The following is a 23,284-nucleotide window of genomic DNA, read 5'->3' on the forward strand; positions in this document are numbered from 1 at the left end:
TAACAGTAACAATCCCTTAACCACCGGCTACAAAAAAGCCCCGATCAGCAACATATGATCGGGGCTTTCTTTTGCCTGCAGCTGGCACCTTGCTGTCACCGTCGTTTGCACGGTAAGTCGAGAATAGCTGGAGGTCTTGAATTGTATGGTGTCCCAGGCGGGGTTCGAACCTGCAACCTTCCCCTTAGGAGGGGGATGCTCTATCCAATTGAGCTACTGAGACAAATCATGTGCACTGCACGCGGTGTGCGGTGCGATCAACGGCGTGCATGGTAACGGGCAAGGCTTTATTTGTCATGTCGTGCGTTGGCTTTTTAACTGTCACAAGCATCGCGTACAAGTCTCGCACCCACAGAGGTCCTGCCCTGCCCCGAATATGTTGCCGTTGCCCAGGCTCGCCGGGGCGATCAATTGCAGGCGCCCCGCTGCTGATAAAGGGTCATGAGCACGGTCAAATAATCGTATACAAAATGTCACGTAACGGTGCACCAGAAATTCAAATACTGCTTTTTTGCATCAAAAAGTAACAACCCCGCAAATGGCCATCATCGCCAATCGTCCATGCTTTTATCCCTCGTCTGATCTTCCCGCTCGAAATCTTGAAAAATAAAATCCATATTTTTCAGTCAGATAAATAGCAACTTTGAAATCTTCCGCTGCTGATAGCCACACGCAATTTTTCGCTGGCATGAATATCGCTTACACCCACACGTCACTTGTATACAAAACAGACAAAAACTAAGTACACGTTACTTCGTGGCCTGCGGCATCAAGCAGGCATACCGCGGACTTTCATAACCAGTGATTCTCGCTAGCCGTGACGAAGATTTGTCGAGCCCGTGCTCATGAACAGTCATCACGCTGCAGGTATCAGGAGCTTGCCAGAATGCGTTCAAGACTCTCCCCTACCATCGCTCTGGATTTACCTTCCCCGGTTTCAACCCCCGCCCTCGCTCCTGACAGCGTGTCGTCAACCCTGGCGCTCAGTCCGCGCTTGCACAACAGCGACCTTGCCCCCACCAAAACCGAAGGCCGGCGTTGGGGCAGGTACAGTATTTTTGCGTTGTGGACCAACGATGTGCACAACATTGCCAATTACTCATTCGCCATCGGCCTGTACGCACTGGGCCTGAACGGTTGGGAAATCTTGCTTTCCCTCGGAATCGGCGCGGCCCTGGTGTTCAATTTCATGAACCTGTCGGGCTATATGGGGCAGCGCACCGGGGTGCCTTTTCCGGTGATCAGCCGTATAAGTTTCGGCATTCATGGAGCGCAAATTCCGGCATTGATACGCGCAGTAATCGCTATCGCCTGGTTCGGGATTCAGACCTATCTGGCATCGGTGGTGCTGCGGGTGTTGCTGATCGCGGTTCATCCGGGGTTTGCCGAGTATGACCACAACTCGATTCTTGGCCTGTCGAGCCTGGGCTGGCTATGTTTTGTCGCCATCTGGTTCGTACAGCTGGCGATTCTTGCCTACGGCATGGAAATGGTCCGGCGCTATGAGGCGTTCGCCGGGCCGGTGATTCTGTTGACGGTGATCTGTCTTGCCGGCTGGATGTATTTTCAGGCCAACGGCACCATTGCCTGGTCAAGCCGCGAGCCGTTGAGCACCGGTGAAATGTGGCGCAACGTGTTTGCTGGTGGCGCGCTGTGGCTGGCGATCTACGGCACGATGATTCTTAATTTCAGCGATTTCTCCCGCTCTTCGCCCTGCTGCAAAACGATCAAGGTCGGGAATTTCTGGGGCTTGCCGGTGAACATTCTGGTATTTGCCGGTATCACTGTCCTGTTGTGCGGCGCGCAATTCCAGATCAATGGAAAAATCATTGAGAGCCCGACGCAAATCATCGCTTCGATTCCCAACACTTTATTTCTGGTGCTGGGCTGCCTGGCGTTTCTGATCGTTACAGTGGCCGTGAATATCATGGCCAACTTTGTCGCTCCGGCATTTGTACTGAGCAATCTGGCGCCCAAATACCTGACCTTTCGCCGAGCCGGGCTGATCAGTGCAACCATTGCGGTGCTGATCCTGCCGTGGAATTTGTATAACAGCCCGCTGGTGATCGTTTACTTCCTGTCCGGTCTCGGCGCCCTGCTCGGCCCGCTGTATGGCGTGATCATGGTCGATTACTGGCTGGTACGAAAAGGTCAGGTCGATGTGCCGGCGTTGTACAGCGAAGACCCCAGCGGCACTTACTACTACTCCAATGGCGTCAATCTACGTGCGGTCGCAGCCTTCGTTCCTGCCGCACTGATCGCCATCGTGCTGGCCCTGGTCCCGGGCTTCCACACCGTTTCGCCGTTTTCCTGGCTGATTGGTGCAGGTATCGCGGCGATGCTCTATCTGATCATCGCCAAGCGCCAACCCTATTACGCCCAGGTCAGTGGCGAATCGATTGCCGTCGAGAATGCCAGCCATTGATCTGTCACGGTCTGCCTGGTGCAGACCGCCCCCCCTCACTTCAAGGAGAGCCCATGCGAATTCTCGTGGTTAATGTCAACACCACTGACAGCATCACCCAGGCCATTGCCCGCCAGGCGCAGTCGGTGGCAGCGCCCGGCACCGAGATCATCGGCCTGACCCCCGCTTTCGGCGCAGAGTCGGTGGAAGGCAATTTTGAGAGTTATCTGGCGGCCATCGCGGTAATGGACTGTGTCATGGCCTATGACCGGCCTTTCGATGCGGTCATCCAGGCCGGGTACGGCGAGCACGGCCGTGAGGGGTTACAGGAACTGCTTGATGTGCCAGTGGTGGATATCACTGATGCGGCGGCGAGCACGGCGATGTTTTTGGGGCGGGCCTATTCGGTGGTCACCACCCTGGATCGCACCGTCCCGCTGATTGAGGACCGCCTGAAGCTGTCGGGGCTCTGGGATCGTTGTGCGTCGGTGCGGGCCAGTGGCATGGCGGTGCTGGAGCTTGAGGCGTCACCGCACAAGGCGTTGGAAGCCATTGTTCGCCAGGCCGAACTGGCAGTTATCGAAGACAAGGCCGAGGTTATTTGCCTGGGTTGCGGGGGGATGGCCGGGCTTGATGAACGCATTCGCCAGCTCACTGGAGTGCCGGTGATCGATGGCGTGACGGCTGCTGTAACCATTGCTGAATCACTGGTGCGCCTGGGGCTGTCTACGTCCAAGGTACGCACTTATGCAACGCCCCGGCCCAAGGCGATTGCCGGCTGGGCGGCACGGTTCTGCCGATAGCTACGGGCGGCTGACTTGCCCATGACGGCATGACTGGCGGGGTGCTGCCGGCAGCTGTCGTGCAATTTGCACTACAGCAAAAAGCCATCATTGCAATCTGCAATCATCCGCCCTTTAAAAACCCACTCAAGATGCTGTTTTATAAGGGTTTTACCCTATAAAAAAGTTGGCACGAAGAGTGCTCTATCAATAGTAATCAGTCCATGCCCTCAGAGATGACCGCCATGAACAGCACTCTTTTACTGTTGAACGCCCTTGGGCTTGCCGTCCTGGTGGCTTTTCACTTTCAACCAGCCCCCACCGCCCCACAGACTGCCGAGCTGGTCACTTACAACAAACCGCTGACCCCCATGCCACAACTGGCTGTGATGACAGAGACCGATCAGGTTGCACCTCGATTGACGGCTGAACTCCCCGTGGCCAGCGCAAATATTCAAGACGAGCGCTGGTTTTTTTAAAGCAGCGCCTGAACAACCCGGGCAAGGCCGTCGACTCGCAGTTACGCCGAGTGGGCAGCAGGGGCCACGCTCGCATCAATAAGCGCCAACAAACCTTGAACGCCCCGGGACAGCGTGGCCGAGTTATTCAGTACCGACACCTGCTCTGCCTGCAGCTCATCAGTGGTATCGAGAAACAATTGATTGCGCTGCAGACGGGCGCTGATTTCAGCCGGTGTCTCCCGGCCACGCGCCAGCAAACGCTGGTGCAGCACCCGGGTATCGACGCAAACCATGATCGCCAGCAGATCCGGGTAACGTTCACGGGCGTTTTTGAGGTAGCCGCGGGAGCCGTTGACCAGTACATGGCGCCCGCTATCGAGCCAGTCGTCGATCTGAGCCGGAATCCCGTACTCAAGGCCATTGGCCTGCCAATGCATGGCAAACGCGCCCTCCTCCTTGAGAGACTGAAAGACTTCCCGGGAAACCCCCAGCGCATCCTCTCCCACAGCCTCGCAGGAGCGGGTAATCACTCGCCGGATAACCTCACAGCCGCGCTCGGGCAGATAAGGTCGTGCTGCATCAATCAGGCTGTCCTTGCCTGAGCCCGAAGGGCCCATCAAATAAATCAATTTGCCTGGCATGATTTGGATCTCCCGGAACCTGACTGCCCGTAAACCGAGCCACCCGCAGAATGCGTAAACACATAAGGGCCGGCTAGCGGCTTTCAAGCATTCGTCGTAAAAAACGTGCCAGCGCTGCTTTCGGATGAAGAACACGACTATCAGCTTCCCAAGCCAGTGCAGATTTCCGATAATCGTTACTGGCAAAAAGCCTCTATCCGGTTCAATATTTGTCACAGAATTGACGCCAGGGAAGTGGCGGACTTAAGGCATGATGCGTGCCTCTTAACAATTCAGGTTGAACATTTGGCCACAGGGACGGTCTTAAACCACATCCTGCGGCCAATTCCGAGAACCGCTCCCCTGAACTAACCGGTTAACTATAATGCGCCCATTGAAACAGGCAATTTACTCAAGCCGTACGGCCGACAAGTTTGTCGTACGCCTGCCAGACGGAATGCGCGAGCGCATTGCCGAAGTGGCTCGCGATCATCACCGCAGCATGAACTCTGAAATCATCGCCCGACTGGAGCAAAGCCTTATTCAGGAAGGCAATCTGGGTGAAGAACTCAGCATGCGCCTGGACAGCCCCGAGCTTTCCCTGCATGAGCGTGAACTGCTGCAACGCTTCCGCCAACTCTCCCATCGCCAGCAAAATGCGCTGGTGTCCCTGATTGCTCACGACGCCGAAGCAGCATCCAGCGCGTCCTGATTCAATACAGATACAAAAAAGCCAGCACTGCGCTGGCTTTTTTATGGGCGTTATTTACGCCTGGCTGATCTGGCGCGGGTCATAGCAAGAAGATCGTTGCCAGGCCCAGAAAGATAAAGAATCCACCACTGTCTGTCATGGCCGTGATCATCACGCTTGCCCCCATCGCCGGATCACGCCCCAGTCGGGACAGCGTCATGGGGATCAATACTCCCATCAGCGCAGCCAGCAACAGGTTGAGGGTCATGGCAGCCGTCATCACCACCCCCAGCGACCAGCTGCCATACAGCAGGTAGGCGACGACACCTATCACGCCACCCCACACCAGGCCATTGATCAGGCCTACGGCCAGCTCTTTGCGCATCAGGCGCGAGGTGCTGCCGGTATTGACCTGGTCAAGGGCCATGGCGCGCACGATCATGGTGATGGTCTGGTTGCCGGAGTTGCCGCCAATCCCCGCCACGATGGGCATCAGTGCAGCCAGGGCGACCAGTTTTTCAATGGATCCTTCAAACAGCCCGATCACCCGCGACGCAATAAATGCAGTCACCAGGTTGACCGCCAGCCAGGCCCAGCGGTTACGCAGGGATTTCCAGACCGATGCAAAGATGTCTTCCTCTTCACGCAGACCGGCCATGTTGAGGACTTCGTTTTCACTTTCTTCCCGGATCAGGTCGACCATTTCATCGATGGTCAAACGGCCAATCAGCTTGCCGTTCTTGTCGACCACGGGCGCAGAGATCAAGTCATAACGCTCAAATGCCTGGGCCGCATCGTAGGCATCTTCGTCCGGATGGAAACTTACCGGGTCGCTGGCCATGACTTCAGCCACCTGCTTCTCCGGGTCGTTGACCAGCAAGCGCTTGATCGGCAGCACGCCTTTGAGCACGCCGTCGTAATCGACCACAAACAGTTTATCGGTGTGCCCTGGCAACTCTTTGAGGCGGCGCAGATAACGCAACACCACTTCAAGGCTGACATCCTCGCGGATGGTCACCATCTCGAAGTCCATCAGGGCGCCGACCTGATCCTCGTTATAGGACAGTGCGGAGCGAACGCGCTCACGCTGCTGCCCGTCCAGGGTTTCCATCAGCTCATGGATGACGTCTCGCGGCAGCTCAGGGGCCAGGTCAGCGAGTTCGTCGGCATCCATCTCCTTGGCCGCAGCCAGGAGCTCATGATCGTCCATGTCGGCGATCAGGGTTTCACGTACCGAATCCGAAACTTCCAGCAGGATGTCGCCGTCGCGATCAGCCTTGACCAGCTGCCAGACCGTCAGACGGTCGTTCAGGGGCAATGCTTCAAGGATGTAGGCAACGTCTGCAGAGTGCAGGTCTTCAAGCTTGCGCTGGAGCTCAACAAGGTTTTGCCGGTGGACCAGATTTTCAACCCGGTCATGGTGCTGGCCTTCCTGACGATGGGTCAGGTCCTCGACCACACGCTGGCGATTAAGCAGCTCAATGACTTGAGCGAGGCGGCTTTGCAGGCTGTCTTGAGTTTTCTTTACTTCAACTTCGGTCATAGGCGAACTCCACTCCCAGCAGCAGGGCACGCCGGAAGGATCAATCAGTCAATTCATGATTGGAAAAACGGGATGCTGAGTTTCTACTGGGTAAGTCCATGGAGGTCTTCCACAAGCCCCGGCGGGGCTGACGGGCGCAATCATACACGGCTTAAAAATTAATGACGCGAAAAATCTCGGTGATAACAACTGCTTGCGCGATGCCTGTGGTCGCTGCCGCGGTACCAACCCCAAACCTCGATCGATCCATTATGGCAGGCGCCTGAGTTTTACGACTGCCGCGCTGCCGATCGCAGCCTGGCGCCTCGACAGTCACTACCGAGAATCCAAATCGCAGACAGCAAAAAGCCCGCACAATGTGCAGGCTTTTTGGTGTTTGGTGCACTCGACAGGATTCGAACCTGTGACCGCTCGGTTCGTAGCCGAGTACTCTATCCAGCTGAGCTACGAGTGCAAGTTGTGTTTGTTAGACCAGACCACCCTGGTTGAAGCAAAGTTAACTGCAGAAGCAACTAACTCTTAAATGGTGCACTCGACAGGATTCGAACCTGTGACCGCTCGGTTCGTAGCCGAGTACTCTATCCAGCTGAGCTACGAGTGCAAGTTGTGTTTGTTAGACCAGACCACCGCTGGTTGAAGCAAAGTTAACTACCGAAGCAACTAACTCTTTAAATGGTGCACTCGACAGGATTCGAACCTGTGACCGCTCGGTTCGTAGCCGAGTACTCTATCCAGCTGAGCTACGAGTGCATTTGAAGCTGCGTATTATAGACCGTTGAATCTCTCTGCCAAGTACTTTTTTCAGTAATTTCAACAACTTACCGAAATGGCTAGATTCGAACGTGCTACTTGAATAAATGGCGGAGAAGGGGGGATTCGAACCCCCGACACCCTTTTGAGATGTACTCCCTTAGCAGGGGAGCGCCTTCGGCCACTCGGCCACCTCTCCGCAACACGGGGCGTATAATAACCAGCCTTTTCCCCGTATGCAACTAAAAACTTAAATAAAATTAGAGACTTGGTTCTTCATCCTTTTCTTTCTTGATCCGCAGGTAGATTTCCTCGCGGTGCACGGCCACTTCCTTGGGTGCATTCACACCAATTCGCACTTGGTTTCCTTTGACGCCGAGCACGGTCACAGTAATTTCGCCATCGCCTATGATCAGGCTTTCCGCACATCGGCGAGTCAGAATCAGCATACGTTTCTCCTCACGCTATTCATTTCAGGGACAACAGTCTGCAAAAAAAAAGGGCTTCGGCCTACTAGCTGAACAGCTATAGCCCGCCGCGCCTTAAGTATTGACCAACATGACGAAAACAGCAGAGTTCGTTCACATCTATCAAAAAACAAAGGGCGCGGATCAACCGCGCCCTCCGGGCAACGCTTTACTCACCCTGTCGGGCAGGAGCGTCCAGTTCAAAAGCGGTGTGCAACGAGCGCACAGCCAGCTCCAGGTACTTCTCTTCGATCACCACCGAGACTTTGATCTCCGAGGTCGAGATCATCAGGATGTTGATGTTCTCCTTGGCCAGCGACTCAAACATGCGGCTGGCAACGCCCGCATGGGAGCGCATGCCAACACCGACGATCGACACCTTGGCAATCTTGGTATCACCCACCACTTCACGGGCGCCAATTTCACGCGCCGTGTTTTCCAGCACCGTCTGCGCTGCAGTGAAGTCATTGCGATGCACGGTGAAGGTGAAGTCGGTGGTGTTATCGTGCGCCACGTTCTGCACGATCATGTCGACTTCAATGTTGGTCGCACTGATCGGGCCCAGAATCTTGAACGCCACGCCCGGAGTGTCAGGCACGCCACGGATAGTCAGCTTGGCTTCATCGCGGTTGAAAGCGATGCCAGAAATGATCGGCTGTTCCATGGATTCCTCTTCATCAATAGTAATAAGGGTGCCAGGACCCTCTTTGAAGCTGTGCAATACGCGCAGCGGAACGTTGTACTTGCCTGCGAACTCGACCGCCCGGATCTGCAACACCTTGGAGCCCAGGCTGGCCATTTCCAGCATTTCTTCGAAGGTGATTTTTTCCAGACGCTGAGCCTGCGCCACAACCCGCGGGTCAGTGGTGTAAACGCCATCGACATCGGTGTAGATCTGGCACTCATCCGCCTTCAAGGCTGCCGCCAGCGCCACACCGGTGGTGTCAGAACCGCCACGGCCCAGGGTGGTGATGTTGCCGTGCTCATCCACGCCCTGGAAACCTGCCACCACAACCACGCGCCCGGCCTTGAGGTCGGCGCGAATCTTCTGATCGTCGATTTGCAGAATCCGGGCCTTGGTGTGCGCGCTGTCCGTAAGGATCCGCACCTGGCTGCCGGTATAGGACACCGCTGGCACGCCGCGCTTGTTCAGCGCCATTGCCAGCAGGCCTATTGTCACCTGCTCGCCCGTGGACAGGATCACATCCAGTTCACGGGGCAATGGCTGATCGCTGATTTGCCTGGCCAGTTCGATCAGGCGATTGGTTTCGCCGCTCATTGCAGACAGCACAATCACCAGGTCATTGCCGGCTTCACGGAACTTCTTAACTTTCTCGGCGACCTGTTCGATTCTCTCGACAGAGCCGACCGAGGTGCCTCCGAATTTTTGTACGATCAAAGCCATTTCAAAGCAGCCTCAGCCCATAAAGGGCGCCCATTTATCATTCAAACGACGCGCCGTAGACGACGGCGCGTGCTGGACCTCAGATACCTTGCTCGACAAATGGCACAGTCAGGGCCAGTGCGGCGTCCAGGGCTGCAGCATCAACACCGCCGCCTTGCGCCATGTCCGGACGACCACCGCCCTTCCCGCCCACTGCCGCAGCGGCCTGCTTCATCAAATCACCGGCTTTGAGTTGGCCAGTCAGGTCCTTGGTTACGCCTGCAACCAGAACGACCTTGTCTTCATGAACACTGCCGAGCAGGATCACTGCACGGCCGAGCTTGTTCTTCAGCTGATCTACCAGCGCCAGCAGCGCCTTGCCATCCTGACCGTCCAGGCGAGCGGTCAACACTTTCACGCCTTTCACATCCACTGCAGACGATGACAGATCATCACCGGCAGCACTTGCGGCCTTGGCCTGCAATTGTTCGAGTTGTTTTTCCAGCTGGCGGTTACGCTCCAGCACAGCCGACAGTTTGTCGACCAGGTTCTCACGCGAGCCCTTGATCAGGCTGGCGGCTTCCTTGAGCTGCTCTTCAGCGGCGTTCAGGTAAGCCAGTGCGGCAGCACCGGTGACCGCCTCGATACGACGAATACCGGAGGCTACACCACCTTCACTGGTGATTTTCATCAGACCGATATCACCGGTGCGATTGGCGTGGATACCGCCACACAGCTCGACCGAGAAATTACCGCCCATGCTCAGCACGCGCACGTTGTCGCCGTATTTCTCGCCAAACAGCGCCATGGCGCCTTTCTGCTTGGCGGTGTCGATGTCGGTTTCTTCAGTCTCGACCGGGGTGTTCTTGCGAATCTCGGCATTGACGATATCTTCCAGCGCCTTGATCTGCTCGGGCTTGATCGATTCGAAGTGGCTGAAGTCGAAACGCATGCGCTGACTGTCAACCAACGACCCCTTCTGCTGAACGTGCTCGCCCAGTACCTGGCGCAGGGCCGCGTGCAGCAAGTGGGTAGCCGAGTGGTTCAGCGCCGTGGCATGACGGACTTCAGCATCGACCTGCGCTTCAACGGTTTCGCCGACCTTCAGGCCGCCCGCTGCAACCACACCGTGATGCAGGAACGCACCGCCGGTTTTAGTGGTGTCGCGCACGTCAAAACGGGCACTGCCCGCCTGCAGATAACCGCAGTCGCCGACCTGACCGCCAGATTCGGCGTAGAACGGGGTTTGATCGAGAACCACCACGCCCTCATCACCTTCATTCAGGCTGGCAACAGACTGGCCATCCTTATAGAGGGCAACTACCTTGGCCGGGCTGTGGGTGGCGCTGTAGCCGATGAACTCGGTGGGCACATCGACCTTGACCAGGGTGTTGTAGTCCAGGCCGAACGAACTGGCCGAACGCGCACGCACACGCTGGGCTTCCATCTCGCGCTCGAAACCTTCTTCGTCCACGGTCAGGTTACGCTCGCGGGCGATGTCGGCGGTCAGGTCCATCGGGAAACCGTAGGTGTCGTAGAGCTTGAACACTACATCGCCCGGCACCACGGTGCCTTTAAGGTCGGCCAGGTCCAGCTCAAGGATTTTCAGCCCTTGCTCCAGGGTCTTGGAGAACTGCTCTTCTTCGGCTTTGAGCACGCGCTCAATGTTGGCCTGCTCGCGCACCAGCTCAGGGAAGCTCGCCCCCATCTCGGCAACCAGTGCCGCGACGATTTTGTAGAAGAAGTTGCCGGTGGCGCCCAGCTTGTTGCCGTGACGGCAGGCGCGACGAATGATGCGGCGCAGCACATAGCCGCGACCTTCATTGGACGGCAGCACACCATCGGCGATCAGGAAGCTGCACGAACGAATGTGGTCAGCCACCACTTTCAGCGACGCCTGGCCGTCGTTGGCGCAACCAATCGCTTGGGCTGCGGCTTGCAACAGGCTCTGGAACAGATCGATGTCGTAGTTGGAGTTGACGTGCTGCATCACCGCACTGATCCGCTCCAGGCCCATGCCGGTGTCTACCGACGGCGCAGGCAGCGGATGCAACACGCCATCGGCGGTGCGGTTGAACTGCATGAACACGTTGTTCCAGATTTCGATGTAACGGTCACCGTCTTCATCCGGCGAGCCCGGCGGGCCACCCCAGATTTCAGGGCCGTGGTCATAGAAAATTTCGGTGCACGGGCCACACGGGCCGGTATCACCCATGGTCCAGAAGTTGTCCGAAGCGTACGGAGCACCTTTGTTGTCGCCGATGCGGATCATGCGCTCGGCAGGCACGCCGACGTCTTTGGTCCAGATGTCATAGGCTTCGTCATCGCTGGCGTAGACCGTCACCCAGAGCTTGTCTTCAGGCAGCTTCAAGACACCGGTCAGGAAGGTCCAGGCAAAATTGATCGCGTCTTTCTTGAAATAGTCGCCAAAGCTGAAGTTGCCCAGCATTTCGAAAAAAGTGTGGTGACGGGCGGTGTAGCCGACGTTTTCCAGGTCACTGTTCTTGCCACCGGCACGCACGCACTTCTGGCTGCTGGTAGCACGGGTGTATGCCCGTTTTTCCTGACCCAGGAAACAGTCCTTGAACTGGTTCATCCCCGCGTTAGTGAACAGCAGGGTCGGATCATTGTTCGGGACCAAGGAGCTGGACGGGACACGGGTGTGACCTTGCTCCTCGAAGAAGCGAAGGAAGGCTTCACGGATTTCTGCGCTTTTCATAGGTTCTTCCACGGAGGCTGCGGCCAGAGGCAAGTCAATCACGTCCATCGACAGTGCGACTCGCAAAGGGCCGCATTATATCGGCCCTTCGCCTTGGGTACAGCGTGTTTATACGATAGGCGCAGGCAATTGGACGGCCTGCACACTCATTGTTGGTTAAATTCAGTTAAAACCGAGATTACCTGCTCAATCTGCTGGCGACTGACATCCATGTGCGTGACCATTCGCAGACGCGGTGCGGCACTCAGTTTGATACCACGTTCACCGGCAAATATCTTGAGCGCTTGCGCCCGCTCACCCAGTTGCGCATAAACCATGTTGGTCTGGACCGGCTCAACTTCATAGCCGCCAGCACGCAAGCCATCGGCCAGCAGCCGGGCGTGCTCATGGTCATCGGCCAGGCGCTCAACCTGATGGTCCAGCGCGTAAAGCCCCGCAGCCGCCAGCTGACCGGCCTGGCGCATGCCGCCGCCGACCATCTTGCGCAAACGCCGGGCCTTGCCGATCAAGTCCACAGTACCGCACAGAACCGAGCCCACTGGCGCGCCCAACCCTTTGGACAGGCATACCGACACCGAATCGAAATGCCGGGTGATATCCGCCGCATCCACCCCCAGCCTGACGGCAGCGTTGTACAGCCGCGCACCATCGAGATGCAGGCCCAGCCCGTGCTCACGGGTAAGACGACTTGCCGCAGCCAGATACTCCAGTGGCAGGACTTTACCCTGCATGGTGTTTTCCAGCGCCAGCAAGCGGGTGCGGGCAAAGTGAAAGTCATCAGGCTTGATCGCTGCCGCGACCTGATCCAGGTCCAGCGAACCATCCGCCTGTACCTCCAGCGGCTGCGGCTGGATGGAGCCCAGTACCGCCGCACCGCCACCTTCATACTTGTAGGTGTGGGCCTGCTGCCCGACGATGTATTCATCGCCGCGCCCACAATGGGCCATCAGCGCCAGCAGGTTGCTCATGGTGCCCGTGGGCACGAACAGTGCCGCGGCAAAGCCCAGTCTTGAGGCCAGCTCCCACTCCAGCTTGTTCACCATGGGATCTTCGCCATACACATCGTCGCCCAGTGGCGCATTCGCCATGGCCTCGCGCATGCCGCGGCTGGGTTGGGTCACGGTGTCACTACGAAGATCGATAACAGTCATTGAACAAGCCTCGGCAATGGGGGGATCAGCACTTGATGCTAATCGGGGACCTCCCTTGCTAACAAGAGTACTGCGGGCAACCCCGCCATATTCAAGGCGTAACCTGACAATGGACAAATAAAACAATCTGCAAAATCGATGACTATTAGCAAAAAGCAGCAATGCATCTTTAAAACATATGTGATACAAAATGCCCGCCGCCAGAAAGGCTGGCGGCAACGTTCTCAGGGCGGGGTGCAACTCCCCACCGGCGGTAATTGCGCGCAATGCGCATAGCCCGCGAGCGCTTGGCAGGTCCTTCAGCTTTGGCTGATGACCGGCCAAGGTCAGCAGACCCGGTGTGATCCCGGGGCCGACGGTCATAGTCCGGATGAAGAGAGAACGGGATTGGCGCCAAAGGGCCGTCAACCCGGCGGGCTTGTACTGCTGCTTTATTGCCGCGTACAGCCCACCGGAACGCACCCTTAAATCCCATTCGATTCATATGCCCTGTTTTTCACACAAACAGGAGTCAGAACATGCAACCCACCGCAATTCACCACAACGAGCGTGTAGCGTTTATCCAGGCCAGCTGGCACAAAGAGATCGTCGACCAGAGCCGTAAAGGTTTCCTCGCCGAAATGCTGGTGCAGGGTTATCAGGAAAGCGACATCGATTTCTTTGAAGTCGGCGGTGCGTTTGAAATCCCGCTGCACGCCAAACTGCTGGCCAAGACTGGCCGCTATGCCGGTATCGTCGGCGCAGCCCTGGTTGTCGACGGCGGCATCTATCGCCACGACTTCGTCGCCCAGTCAGTGGTCAGCGGCCTGATGCAGGTTCAACTGGAAACCGAAGTTCCGGTGTTCTCGGTCAGCCTGACCCCGCATCACTTCCACGCAGGCGAAGAACACCAGAAGTTTTTCTTCGAGCACTTCGTGCACAAAGGCCAGGAAGCGGCAAAAACCTGCGTCGATACCCTGCAGAAAATTCGCGCTATCAAGCGTATGGATACCCAGCAAAAACGCGCGGTGTAATTCAGGTCAATCGCGATGACTGTTGACGATGGCGCCGTGTTTACCCGATAAACACGGCGCCATCGAGCGCATCGCGAGACAAGCCCGCGCCTATAGCTAAACGAGCACCGCCGCCTTCGCCGGCTCGATAATCATCCCGGCCCGCAAACCATTCTTCACCTTTGGATTGGGGAAGATGATCCGCGCACCCTCCTCTTCGACGATCCAGTGCGTCCTGGGCGTGTCTTGCGCCAGCAAATAGCCCTTGGGCAATTCGCAGAAATTCTCGACATCCGCCGGCAAGTGCAGGACGAAGGCATCACTGTGCTTGATCACTTCGCGAGCCACGCTGAACAGCTGCAGACCTTCCAGCGAAGCATCAGCCAGGGGCGGTTCGGTGCCCTCGATGATCTGCTTCAAACGCAACTCAAGACGCTCGACGTTAACCCCGCCGTTCTGCCCGAAAGGTCGTGCCTTGCCCAGTTCCAGGGTAAAGGCTTCAGCGCCCAGCTGCTCGTAGGTGTAGGCACTGAAGACGATTGAAGGCTTGTTCTGCAGCAGGACCGCTTCCATACCGGCAGCACGCAGGCGGGCCAGTTCGTCACGGGAATGGACCCGACCTTCTTTGTAGGGATAGAGCGCGAACTGCTCGATCTTCGAACCGCGAATGGCGGTGTGCAGGTCGTAATGAAGGCGGGTACGTTCAGGAAGGCTGAAAAATGTTTCGGCCAGATGTTCAAGTTCGCACGCACGCAAGGCTTCGGGGCCGCTGCTGTTCTCGTGCCGACCGTTGAACAGCCGGTTCAGGTCCTCTTCGACAAACCGCGCGCCGGTGCGCATGGCACCAGGGTTGCCGAACAGGAACAGAATTCGGGTTCGGGGCTTGATGTCGCCCCGGGCAATGTCATTCAACAGGCGATCGAGCAACTCGATAGGCGCTGTTTCATTGCCGTGGATGCCGGCCGACAACAGCAGATCCATACCATCGTCGCGACCTTCAGGAGGGCGCACTTCAAGTGCCCCCTCGGCCAGCCAGCGCATCCGCACGCCGTCGACAGTCAGTTGAGTCTTCTCGGCCGGTTCACGTCCGGCCAGGGTCAGTTCAAGCAGTTTGCCGAGGGCGAGCATAGAGCATCCTTTATCAGTGGTTGCAGTCTGGGCCGTGAACGTGACCGTCTTCGTCGTCGCCCAGGTCAGCCGGTTCCATTTCCAGTTGCAGGCTTACAAGGTTAGTCGCCAATGGGCGCAGCAACAGGTTGGCGTATTCGGCATCGCCTTCCTCAACGTCCACACCGATCAGCAACTGGCCACGGCCGTCTTGCTGAATCCACAGTTCCTTGCCCTGCCACATGACAGCGACGCGGGTGCAGGAGGTTTCCAGCTGGGTGCCGTCGGTATCTTCAAGGATCAGCTTCAGGGTATCGGTCATTATTTAGCTCTCATTTGCGGGTGACGTTGCGTGCCCGGGGCGATAAAACCCCGGGCACGCACGTGTTCAATTGATCTGGAACGGGTAAACCGCGCCCAGTTTAAGGATTTGCGTCAGTTCATCCAGTGCCGTCCGGCATTCAAGCAACAATTGCGGGTCTGCCAGATCGCTTTCGCGCAAGGCATCGCGGTAGTGCTTGTTGACCCAACGGGTCAGCGTGTCGTACAGCGCAGGGGTCATGATAACCCCGGGATTGACCGCCGCCAGCTCAGTTTCATTAAGTGCGACCCGCAGCCGCAGGCACGCCGGGCCGCCACCGTTCTGCATGCTTTGCTTGAGGTCGAACACCTTGACCTCGCGAATCGGTCCGCCCGCCGCCGTCAGCCCTTGCAGGTACTGCCACACACGGGGGTTGCTGCGGCACTCTTCGGGCACGATCAACAGCATCGAGCCGTCAGCACGACTCAGCAACTGGCTGTTAAACAGATAAGAGCGCACTGCATCTTCCACTGCTACCTGATCACGGGGCACGCTGATCGACTGGAAGTTGCCACCACGTGCCGCCAGCTTGGCGTGCAGCTCGGCCAGCATCTGCTCGGTGTTGAGAAACGCATCCTGGTGATGGAACAACAACTCGCCATTACCGACAGCGATCACGTCGTTGTGAAACACCCCTTGATCGATCACGTCAGGGTTCTGCTGGGCAAACACTACCCCCTCTTCACTCAGGCCGTGCAGACGCGCCACGGCTTGCGAAGCTTCAAGGGTCTGGCGCGCCGGATATTTTTGCGGCGCCGGGTAGCGGCTGTCGAACGCACTGCGCCCGTATACAAAAAACTCCACCCCCGGCTGGCCATAATCCCGGCAAAACCGCGTGTGGTTGGCCGCACCTTCATCACCAAACTGAGCCACCGCCGGCAATGCCCCGTGGTGCGCAAAATGCTGCGGATCAGCAAACATCGCCCCCAGTACACGGCTGGTGGTCGGATGCTCGATGCTGCGGTGAAATTTGCAATTGAGGTTGGCAGCCGTAAAGTGCACGCGGCCGTCAGCCGTATCCGCGCCCGGGCTGACCGTGGCCGCGTTGGCCACCCACATGCTCGACGCCGAACAACTGGCGACCAGCAAGGGCATTGCTTGCTTCGCGGCGCGCTGGATGACCTGCGCATCGCTGCCGATAAAGCCCAGGCTGCGCAAAGCGCCGACATCCGGACGTTCCTGAGGCGCCAAAACCCCCTGGACAAAGCCCATGTCCATCAGCGCTTTCATTTTTTCCAGACCCTGCAGCGCGGCTTCCTTTGGATTGGAGGCCTGCTGACTGTTGCTCTGGGAGGCGACGTTGCCAAACGACAGACCGCCGTAGTTATGGGTCGGCCCCACTAAACCGTCAAAATTGACTTCAAAGGACTTCATCGGCGAGGCTCCGGCAAACGGTTGTAATTGGCATGAATCAAAATTCTGAGGCAAACAGGCCCTGATCCTGGAGCTGGCTTGCCAGCGATGCAGGCGACGCGGGGTATCGAACGGACCACGCTGCCTCAATCGCTGGCAAACCAGCTCCCACAGGAATCGGCGCTTTAGGACATTCGCACACCGGGGGTCAACGCCGCCGGCAACGCCAGGGTCGGCGTCTCCAGAGAAGCAACCGGGTACGCGCAATAGTCAGCGGCGTAATAGGCACTGGCGCGATGGTTGCCCGACGCCCCGATACCGCCAAACGGTGCGCTGCTGGCCGCGCCGGTCAGCTGCTTGTTCCAGTTAACGATCCCGGCCCGGCTTTGCAGCCAGAACTGCTGATAACGCGCTTCGGAGTCCGACAGCAGCCCTGCTGCCAGGCCAAACGCGGTGTTGTTGGCCTCGGCAATCGCTTCGTCGAAACCGCTGTAGCGAATCACTTGCAGCAACGGCCCGAACAGCTCTTCGTCGGATCGTTCACTGACTTCAGTGACGTCGATAATGCCCGGAGTCAGCAACGCGGCATTGCTCTGCGGCTGAGTCATCTCCAGCAGAGCCACAGCCCCAGAGCCCAGCAATACTTCCTGAGCATCCATGAGGGCGCGCGCGGCACCCAACGAAATCACCGAGCCCATGAACGGTGGCGGCTGCTGATCAAAAGCCCCCACTTCGATGCTCTGGCTGACTTCGACCAGGCGCGTCAACAGACTGTCGCCCCACGCCCCTTGCGGCACCAGCAAGCGCCGGGCGCATGTGCAACGCTGCCCGGCCGAGATAAAGGCCGACTGAATGATGGTGTAGACCGCAGCGTCCAGATCGGCCACCTGATCGACCACCAGCGGGTTGTTGCCGCCCATTTCCAGGGCCAGGATTTTGTCCGGGCGACCGGCGAACTGCTGATGCAACGCGTTACCGGTACGGCTCGAGCCAGTGAAGAACAAGCCGTCGATGCCCGTATGGGCCGCCAGTGCGATACCGGTTTCGCGCGCACCCTGCAGCAGGTTCAACACACCCGCCGGCAAGCCGGCTTCGATCCAGCACTTGACCGTCAGCTCGGCAACCCCGGGGGTCAGTTCGCTGGGTTTGAATACCACGCTGTTACCGGCCAGCAAAGCCGGGACGATATGCCCGTTGGGCAAATGGCCCGGAAAGTTATACGGACCAAACACCGCGACCACGCCGTGGGGCTTGTGGCGCAATACGGCAGTGGCATCGCCCAGCGGGCCGCTCTTCTCGCCCGTGCGCTCGCGATAGCTTTGTACCGAGATTGCCACCTTGTTGATCATGCTGGTGACTTCGGTGGCCGACTCCCACAGGGGTTTGCCGGTTTCTTCGCCGATGCAGCGCGCCAGCTCATCGGCGTGGCCCTTGAGGCTGGCAGCGAACGCTTCGAGTATGCCCAGGCGCTCCTCGAAAGAACGTGTGGCCCAGGCCGGAAAAGCCTGACGCGCCGCCTGCACGGCAGCATCGACCTGGGCCGCATTGGCCCCGTTACCCGTCCACAGCACTTGCTGGGTGACCGGATTCAGCGACTCAAAGGCTTCGCCCTGCCCGTTCTGCCAGGCGCCTGCGATATACAACGTGCTCATTATTTCGACTCCCGTGGGGTCACTGGCTGGGCGGACAATGCCACTGCGCGGACTTGATCGCCGGCAGTCAGTTGCAGACGTCTGGCGGTCAATTGATCAACCACCAGCGTGCCTGCAGCAAGACGTGCCGGTGCCGCGGTAATACGGCAGTCTTCGCGCTTGCGGTTGTGGATCAGGTAAGGCGTGGCATCGTCACCCGGGGTGCCGATAGCCAGCACCAGCGCTTCACTGTCGCGCACAGCACGGATCTTGCTGGTTTCGCACTCCACTGCCGGGCCAGCGTCGAAAATATCGACATAGCCCTGGTAGCTGAAGCCTTCGCTTTTGAGCATGTTCAGCGCCGGCTCGGTGTGAACATGCACTTTGCCGATCACGGCGCGAGCGTCTTCAGACAAGAAGCAGGTGTATACCGGGAACTTGGGCATCAACTCGGCGATGAAGGCCTTGTTGCCGACACCGGTCAGGTAATCGGCCTGACTGAACTCCATTTTGAAGAAGTGCCGGCCCAGGCTTTCCCAGAACGGCGAGCGGCCCGCTTCGTCGGACATACCGCGCATTTCGGCAATGATCTTGTTGCCGAACAACTCGGGAAACTCGGCGATAAACAGCATCCGCGCCTTGGCCAGCATGCGGCCGTTGAAGCCGGTGCGATAATCGGCGCTGAGGAACAGGGAGCACAATTCAGAGTTGCCGGTCAGATCGTTGGCCAGAAACAGGGTCGGGATTTCCCGATAGATATTCAGCTCCTGGGAGGCGCTGACCGTCAGGCCCACCCGGAAGTTGTACCAGGGCTCGCGCAGGCCTACCGCGCCGGCAATGGCAGAAATGCCGACCACCTTGCCTTCGTCGTTTTCCAGCACAAACAGGTAATCCGCGTCGCCGCGCCCGGCTTCGCCACGGAAGGTTTTTTCAGCCCAGGTGACACGGTGCAGCAGGCGTTCTTCATTGGCCGGCAAGGTCGTCAGGCCGGTGCCAGTGCTGCGGGCCAACTCAATCAGGGCCGGTAAATCGCTATTGCGTACAGGACGAACGATCATGCTATCTCCTCAAACGGGGCGCGCTGACGAACCCCGCGAAACTCGCTAAACGCGTTAAACCGCCACCACTCGTACGCTGGCGCCTTCGCCAACACCGAGTGCTTCGGCCGCTTCCAGATCCAGCATCACCGGTTTGCCCGGCGCCCAGTCGAGTTCCAGCAGTACCGCGCGGTAATCCTGCAACTGGGCGTTGGCCACCAGATACTGGCGACCGCCGCCTTTGCCTGGCTCCCCGATCTTGACCGGTACCACGCGGCTTTGAGCAATCGAACGGATACCCGAAACCCGTGCATGCAGGGTCGGGCCACCGTCGAAAATATCGATGTAGTGATCGGTTTCGAAGCCTTCGCGCATCAGGATGTCGAAGGTAATCTGCGCCCGCGGATGCACTTGCCCCATGGCCTCCTGGGCGGTGTCGGGCAGCAAGGGCACATAAATCGGGTAGTGCGGCATCAGTTCGGCGAGGAAAGTACGGCTTTTAAGCCCGCACAGGCGCTCGGCGGCAGCGTAGTTCAGGTCGAAGAAGTTGCGGCCAATGGCGTCCCAGAACGGCGAGTCACCGTTTTCATCGCTGTAACCGACGATCTCGGTAACCACCGAATCGGCAAAGCGCTCCGGATGGTTGGCCACAAACAGCAGTCGCCCGCGGGAGTTGAGCTCGGACCAGGCCGAACCCACCAGTTCAGGCAGTACATAGAAGCTGGTCAGCAGACTGTTGCCAGTGAGGTCATGGCACTGCGACAACACGTGAATCTTGTTGTGAATCTTCAGCTCGCGGGAGGCATGTACAAAGGTCTCGTTACGAAAGCTGTAGAACGGTTCCGAGTAACCGGCCGATGCCACGATTGCCGAACAGCCCACCAGTTTGCCGGTGGCGGTGTCTTCGAGAACGAAGAAATAACTCTCCTCGCCGTTGAAGCTGACTTCAGCGGCAAACGAGGTTTCAGAGGCTGCGATCTTGTCGCGCAGGCGCTCGATATCGTCCGGCAATGAAGTGACACCAATCGGGCTGTCCGCAGCCAGACGCTGTACTTCGCCCAGATCAGCCATTTGCGCGGGGCGCATCACCAGCATGGTGTCACTCCTTAATCCTTGAACAACACAGAAGAAAATACCGAACCTGCAACCCCTGCAGGAGCGAGCTTTATGGGATCGCGATGCATGGCTCGCGAGCAAGCTCGCTCCTGCAGGGGTTGCGGTTCAGCATATAAAAGGGTCAACGCCTGAAAAATCAGGCGTTGAAATCACGATCAGGCTTGCGTCAGCTTTTGCACGGCACGCTCGAAGCGGTTCAGACCTTCTTCGATATCGGCCTCTTCAACCACCAGACTCGGGGCGAAACGCACCACGTCAGGACCGGCCTGCAAAATCATCAGGTTCTCTTTCTCACAGGCGTTGAAGATGTCTTTGGCCTTGCCTTTCCAGGCATCGCTCAATACACAACCAATCAACAGACCCATGCCACGTACTTGCGTGAACAGGCCGTATTGCTGGCCAATTTTCTCAAGCCGGGTCTTGAACTGCTCGTGCTTGGTTTTCACACCGTTCAACACTTCAGGGGTGTTGATCACGTCGATCACCGCGTTGCCCACGGCGCACGCCAGCGGGTTGCCGCCGTAGGTGGTGCCATGAGTGCCGACAACCAGGTGTTTGGCCAGTGCTTCAGTGGTCAACATGGCTGCGATCGGGAAACCGCCACCCAGGCTCTTGGCACTGGTGAGGATGTCCGGGGTCACGCCGTAATGCATATAGGCAAACAGCTCGCCGGTGCGGCCCATGCCGGTTTGCACTTCGTCAAACACCAGCAATGCATTGTGTTGATCGCACAAATCGCGCGCGCCTTGCAGGTAAGCCTGTTCGGCCGGGAGCACACCGCCTTCGCCCTGGATCGGCTCCAGCACTACCGCGCAGGTCTTGTCCGAAATGGCCGCTTTCAAAGCGTCGAGATCGTTGAACGGGACATGGGTGATGCCGGTGATTTTCGGACCGAAGCCGTCGGAGTACTTCGACTGCCCACCCACGTTCACGGTGAACAGTGTGCGTCCGTGAAAGCTGTTGAGGGCGGCGATGATTTCGTACTTCTCAGGGCCAAAACGGTCATGGGCCACACGACGGGCCAGCTTGAACGCGGCCTCGTTGGCTTCTGCGCCCGAGTTGCAGAAGAACACCCGCTCAGCGAAGGTCGAGTCCACCAGCTTTTTGGCCAGGCGCAATGCCGGCTCGTTGGTGAACACGTTGGATACGTGCCACAGGGTGTTCGCCTGTTCAGTCAACGCGCCGACCAGTGCCGGATGTGCATGACCCAGAACGTTAACAGCGATGCCGCCTGCGAAGTCGATCAGTTCTCGACCTGCCTGATCCCAAACCCGGGAACCGGCACCGCGCACAGGAATGAAGGCGGCAGGTGCGTAGTTAGGAACCATGACCTGGTCGAAATCGGCGCGTTGCACCGGGGCTTGCTCAACGGACATCGGAGTCTCCTGAAGAGGAACGCCTGCCTGAACTGGCAAGCGATGGGGGGATTGTAAGGACACGCGGGGGGCAAGCCTTGTCGCCAAGCGACAACTTCTTACAGCGTCCTACCACGATTTTCCAAGGCTTGCGGCAATGCGACATATTCCGTCACAAAGGCGCAGTTTAAACGCTGGGCCGACTTTTCGGCAGCATCAACGCACTTTGATTGCTCATCCTGTTGCGGGGCGCACTCAGGCAAAACCAGGCCGCTGACTCTCAGCCGCGCTCGGCAGGCGCCGATGACAATTCGAACGGGCTGCTGCTGCGACGCTGATTGCGATCTTCACGAGGCGTTGCGCCAAAGAAGTTGCGATAGGCGCTGGAAAAATGCGGCCCCGATGAAAAGCCGCACGACAGGCCGATCTGAATAATCGACTTGCTGGTTTGCATCAGCATCTGACGCGCCTTGTTCAGACGCAACTCCAGATAGTACTGGCTCGGAACACGATTCAAGTATTGCTTGAATATCCGCTCCAGTTGCCGGCGAGACACGCAGACATGCTGGGCAATTTCGTCGGTGGTCAGCGGCTCTTCAATGTTGGCTTCCATCAGCAGCACGGCCTGGGTCAGCTTGGGATGGCTCGAACCCAGACGGTTTTGCAGAGGAATACGCTGGCGCTCGCCGCCTTCACGAATGCGCTCCACCACCAGTTCTTCGGAGACCGCGCCCGCCAGCTCGGCACCATGATCCCGGGCCAGCACTGCAAGCAGCAGATCCAGTACCGACAGGCCGCCGCAAGCACTCAGACGATCGCGGTCCCAGTCAAACAAGTGACTGGTGGCAATCACCTTAGGGAAGCGCTCGGCGAAATCATCCTGCCAGCGCCAGTGCACGGCAGCACGATAACCATCGAGCAAACCTATTTGCGCCAGCGGGTAAACCCCTGCCGACAGCCCGCCAATCACACAGCCCGCGCGCACCAATTGCTTGAGTGCGCTGCTCAGGGCCGGCGCGATGGTCGCCGGGGGTTCGTCAGCCAGCAAAAACAGTTTCTGGCAGCCTTCCAGCTTGCCCGTCCAGGGTTCACCGGGCAACTGCCAGGCGCCCTCTGCCGGCGGTTCGGCCTGTAAAAACAGCAACTCGTAAACGACTTCGGGGTGCACGCGCTGAGCAACACGCAACGCTTCCTCTGCCAGCGCCAGGGTCAAGGCTTTGGTGCTGGGCCAAATAAGGAAACCAATTCGATGGGCGGTCATAGCGTGCTATCCGGAACGAAAACAGAAGGAAAACCAAATGCGCCAACACTCAGCCTGGGCCAACTGCGCGAGACGCGGAGCATGACCTATTTTGGTGCA

General features: G+C 58.1%; 19 protein-coding genes, 5 tRNA genes and 1 riboswitch. Of the genes, 5 read left to right on the forward strand and 19 right to left on the reverse strand.

The window, feature by feature from the left end:
* Positions 1–146 precede the first annotated feature (146 nt).
* Positions 147–223, reverse strand: a tRNA-Arg gene (locus JQ848_RS16745).
* A gap of 663 nt (positions 224–886) precedes the next feature.
* Between JQ848_RS16745 and JQ848_RS16750 the strand changes: the two genes are divergently transcribed.
* The 3 genes from JQ848_RS16750 to JQ848_RS16760 all read left to right on the forward strand — a co-directional run bounded on the left by JQ848_RS16750 (position 887) and on the right by JQ848_RS16760 (position 3,665).
* Positions 887–2,425, forward strand: a complete 1,539-nt coding sequence (locus JQ848_RS16750) for an NCS1 family nucleobase:cation symporter-1 (RefSeq protein WP_003440916.1) — start codon at positions 887–889, stop codon at positions 2,423–2,425.
* Between the two features lie 53 nt (positions 2,426–2,478).
* Complete coding sequence (locus JQ848_RS16755; protein ID WP_003440913.1) at positions 2,479–3,207, forward strand: aspartate/glutamate racemase family protein; 729 nt, start codon at positions 2,479–2,481, stop codon at positions 3,205–3,207.
* Positions 3,208–3,431: 224 nt separating this feature from the next.
* Entirely contained in the window at positions 3,432–3,665 is a 234-nt protein-coding gene (locus tag JQ848_RS16760) for a hypothetical protein (RefSeq protein WP_003440910.1), read from the forward strand.
* Positions 3,666–3,706: 41 nt separating this feature from the next.
* Here the strand turns inward: JQ848_RS16760 and phnN are convergent, their stop codons facing one another.
* Entirely contained in the window at positions 3,707–4,288 is a 582-nt protein-coding gene (gene phnN, locus JQ848_RS16765; protein ID WP_003440906.1) for a phosphonate metabolism protein/1,5-bisphosphokinase (PRPP-forming) PhnN, read from the reverse strand.
* Between the two features lie 364 nt (positions 4,289–4,652).
* Between phnN and JQ848_RS16770 the strand changes: the two genes are divergently transcribed.
* Complete coding sequence (locus JQ848_RS16770) at positions 4,653–4,979, forward strand: Arc family DNA-binding protein (protein ID WP_003440903.1); 327 nt, start codon at positions 4,653–4,655, stop codon at positions 4,977–4,979.
* 79 nt (positions 4,980–5,058) lie between these two features.
* On the opposite strand, the gene mgtE is transcribed toward JQ848_RS16770, so the two are convergent.
* From mgtE to ltaE, 9 genes are all read right to left on the reverse strand, one after another.
* Positions 5,059–6,501: a magnesium transporter gene (gene mgtE, locus JQ848_RS16775; RefSeq protein ID WP_003440900.1), complete on the reverse strand. Its 1,443-nt coding sequence runs from the start codon at positions 6,499–6,501 to the stop codon at positions 5,059–5,061.
* Between the two features lie 377 nt (positions 6,502–6,878).
* Positions 6,879–6,955: transfer RNA gene (locus tag JQ848_RS16780), tRNA-Arg, on the reverse strand.
* A gap of 70 nt (positions 6,956–7,025) precedes the next feature.
* Positions 7,026–7,102, reverse strand: a tRNA-Arg gene (locus tag JQ848_RS16785).
* 72 nt (positions 7,103–7,174) lie between these two features.
* Positions 7,175–7,251: transfer RNA gene (locus tag JQ848_RS16790), tRNA-Arg, on the reverse strand.
* 108 nt (positions 7,252–7,359) lie between these two features.
* Positions 7,360–7,450: transfer RNA gene (locus tag JQ848_RS16795), tRNA-Ser, on the reverse strand.
* Positions 7,451–7,511: 61 nt separating this feature from the next.
* Complete coding sequence (gene csrA, locus JQ848_RS16800; RefSeq protein WP_003175645.1) at positions 7,512–7,700, reverse strand: carbon storage regulator CsrA; 189 nt, start codon at positions 7,698–7,700, stop codon at positions 7,512–7,514.
* 187 nt (positions 7,701–7,887) lie between these two features.
* The gene (locus JQ848_RS16805) at positions 7,888–9,123 is read right to left on the reverse strand and encodes an aspartate kinase (RefSeq protein ID WP_003440896.1); all 1,236 of its coding nucleotides are present in this window, start codon (positions 9,121–9,123) and stop codon (positions 7,888–7,890) included.
* Between the two features lie 79 nt (positions 9,124–9,202).
* Positions 9,203–11,821 (reverse strand): alanine--tRNA ligase, encoded by a 2,619-nt coding sequence (gene alaS / locus JQ848_RS16810; RefSeq protein ID WP_160628296.1) that lies wholly within the window; start codon positions 11,819–11,821, stop codon positions 9,203–9,205.
* A gap of 146 nt (positions 11,822–11,967) precedes the next feature.
* Positions 11,968–12,972: a low-specificity L-threonine aldolase gene (ltaE, locus tag JQ848_RS16815; protein WP_003440889.1), complete on the reverse strand. Its 1,005-nt coding sequence runs from the start codon at positions 12,970–12,972 to the stop codon at positions 11,968–11,970.
* Between the two features lie 216 nt (positions 12,973–13,188).
* A riboswitch (FMN riboswitch) is annotated at positions 13,189–13,359 on the forward strand.
* A 131-nt stretch (positions 13,360–13,490) separates the two neighbouring features.
* Here ltaE and JQ848_RS16820 point away from each other — a divergent pair.
* On the forward strand, positions 13,491–13,985 hold the full coding sequence (locus tag JQ848_RS16820; RefSeq protein WP_010655905.1) for a 6,7-dimethyl-8-ribityllumazine synthase: 495 nt from the start codon (positions 13,491–13,493) through the stop codon (positions 13,983–13,985).
* Positions 13,986–14,081: 96 nt separating this feature from the next.
* Here JQ848_RS16820 and astE read toward each other — a convergent pair whose 3' ends face one another.
* From astE to argR, 8 genes are all read right to left on the reverse strand, one after another.
* The gene (gene astE, locus JQ848_RS16825) at positions 14,082–15,092 is read right to left on the reverse strand and encodes a succinylglutamate desuccinylase (RefSeq protein WP_003440883.1); all 1,011 of its coding nucleotides are present in this window, start codon (positions 15,090–15,092) and stop codon (positions 14,082–14,084) included.
* A 13-nt stretch (positions 15,093–15,105) separates the two neighbouring features.
* Positions 15,106–15,393 (reverse strand): hypothetical protein, encoded by a 288-nt coding sequence (locus tag JQ848_RS16830; protein ID WP_003440880.1) that lies wholly within the window; start codon positions 15,391–15,393, stop codon positions 15,106–15,108.
* A gap of 66 nt (positions 15,394–15,459) precedes the next feature.
* Positions 15,460–16,806 (reverse strand): N-succinylarginine dihydrolase, encoded by a 1,347-nt coding sequence (astB, locus tag JQ848_RS16835; RefSeq protein ID WP_202210959.1) that lies wholly within the window; start codon positions 16,804–16,806, stop codon positions 15,460–15,462.
* Between the two features lie 164 nt (positions 16,807–16,970).
* Positions 16,971–18,440 (reverse strand): succinylglutamate-semialdehyde dehydrogenase, encoded by a 1,470-nt coding sequence (gene astD / locus JQ848_RS16840; protein WP_202211312.1) that lies wholly within the window; start codon positions 18,438–18,440, stop codon positions 16,971–16,973.
* Positions 18,437–19,474 (reverse strand): arginine N-succinyltransferase, encoded by a 1,038-nt coding sequence (gene astA, locus JQ848_RS16845; protein WP_003440872.1) that lies wholly within the window; start codon positions 19,472–19,474, stop codon positions 18,437–18,439. The genes astD and astA overlap by 4 nt, the downstream gene beginning before the upstream one ends.
* A 54-nt stretch (positions 19,475–19,528) precedes the next feature.
* Entirely contained in the window at positions 19,529–20,548 is a 1,020-nt protein-coding gene (gene aruF / locus JQ848_RS16850; protein WP_010655909.1) for an arginine/ornithine succinyltransferase subunit alpha, read from the reverse strand.
* A gap of 176 nt (positions 20,549–20,724) precedes the next feature.
* The gene (locus tag JQ848_RS16855) at positions 20,725–21,945 is read right to left on the reverse strand and encodes an aspartate aminotransferase family protein (protein ID WP_010655910.1); all 1,221 of its coding nucleotides are present in this window, start codon (positions 21,943–21,945) and stop codon (positions 20,725–20,727) included.
* Positions 21,946–22,204: 259 nt separating this feature from the next.
* A complete protein-coding gene (gene argR / locus JQ848_RS16860) occupies positions 22,205–23,185 on the reverse strand; it encodes a transcriptional regulator ArgR (protein ID WP_003440864.1) in 981 nt (326 codons plus the stop codon).
* Positions 23,186–23,284: the final 99 nt, after the last annotated feature.

This window comes from Pseudomonas paraversuta (assembly GCF_904067025.1).
GTDB classification, from domain to species: Bacteria; Pseudomonadota; Gammaproteobacteria; order Pseudomonadales; family Pseudomonadaceae; genus Aquipseudomonas; species Aquipseudomonas paraversuta.

Excerpts from the sequence above, each read along its gene's own strand:
- JQ848_RS16820 (WP_010655905.1), top strand. The coding sequence starts at position 13,491 with ATGCAACCCACCGCAATTCACCACAACGAGCGTGTAGCGTTTATCCAG.
- JQ848_RS16760 (WP_003440910.1), top strand. The coding sequence starts at position 3,432 with ATGAACAGCACTCTTTTACTGTTGAACGCCCTTGGGCTTGCCGTCCTG.
- JQ848_RS16770 (WP_003440903.1), top strand. The coding sequence starts at position 4,653 with ATGCGCCCATTGAAACAGGCAATTTACTCAAGCCGTACGGCCGACAAG.
- JQ848_RS16830 (WP_003440880.1), bottom strand. The coding sequence starts at position 15,393 with ATGACCGATACCCTGAAGCTGATCCTTGAAGATACCGACGGCACCCAG.
- JQ848_RS16750 (WP_003440916.1), top strand. The coding sequence starts at position 887 with ATGCGTTCAAGACTCTCCCCTACCATCGCTCTGGATTTACCTTCCCCG.
- JQ848_RS16755 (WP_003440913.1), top strand. The coding sequence starts at position 2,479 with ATGCGAATTCTCGTGGTTAATGTCAACACCACTGACAGCATCACCCAG.
- aruF (WP_010655909.1), bottom strand. The coding sequence starts at position 20,548 with ATGCTGGTGATGCGCCCCGCGCAAATGGCTGATCTGGGCGAAGTACAG.
- mgtE (WP_003440900.1), bottom strand. The coding sequence starts at position 6,501 with ATGACCGAAGTTGAAGTAAAGAAAACTCAAGACAGCCTGCAAAGCCGC.
- JQ848_RS16805 (WP_003440896.1), bottom strand. The coding sequence starts at position 9,123 with ATGGCTTTGATCGTACAAAAATTCGGAGGCACCTCGGTCGGCTCTGTC.
- astA (WP_003440872.1), bottom strand. The coding sequence starts at position 19,474 with ATGATCGTTCGTCCTGTACGCAATAGCGATTTACCGGCCCTGATTGAG.
- argR (WP_003440864.1), bottom strand. The coding sequence starts at position 23,185 with ATGACCGCCCATCGAATTGGTTTCCTTATTTGGCCCAGCACCAAAGCC.
- JQ848_RS16855 (WP_010655910.1), bottom strand. The coding sequence starts at position 21,945 with ATGTCCGTTGAGCAAGCCCCGGTGCAACGCGCCGATTTCGACCAGGTC.
- phnN (WP_003440906.1), bottom strand. The coding sequence starts at position 4,288 with ATGCCAGGCAAATTGATTTATTTGATGGGCCCTTCGGGCTCAGGCAAG.
- alaS (WP_160628296.1), bottom strand. The coding sequence starts at position 11,821 with ATGAAAAGCGCAGAAATCCGTGAAGCCTTCCTTCGCTTCTTCGAGGAG.
- astE (WP_003440883.1), bottom strand. The coding sequence starts at position 15,092 with ATGCTCGCCCTCGGCAAACTGCTTGAACTGACCCTGGCCGGACGTGAA.
- csrA (WP_003175645.1), bottom strand. The coding sequence starts at position 7,700 with ATGCTGATTCTGACTCGCCGATGTGCGGAAAGCCTGATCATAGGCGAT.
- astB (WP_202210959.1), bottom strand. The coding sequence starts at position 16,806 with ATGAAGTCCTTTGAAGTCAATTTTGACGGTTTAGTGGGGCCGACCCAT.
- ltaE (WP_003440889.1), bottom strand. The coding sequence starts at position 12,972 with ATGACTGTTATCGATCTTCGTAGTGACACCGTGACCCAACCCAGCCGC.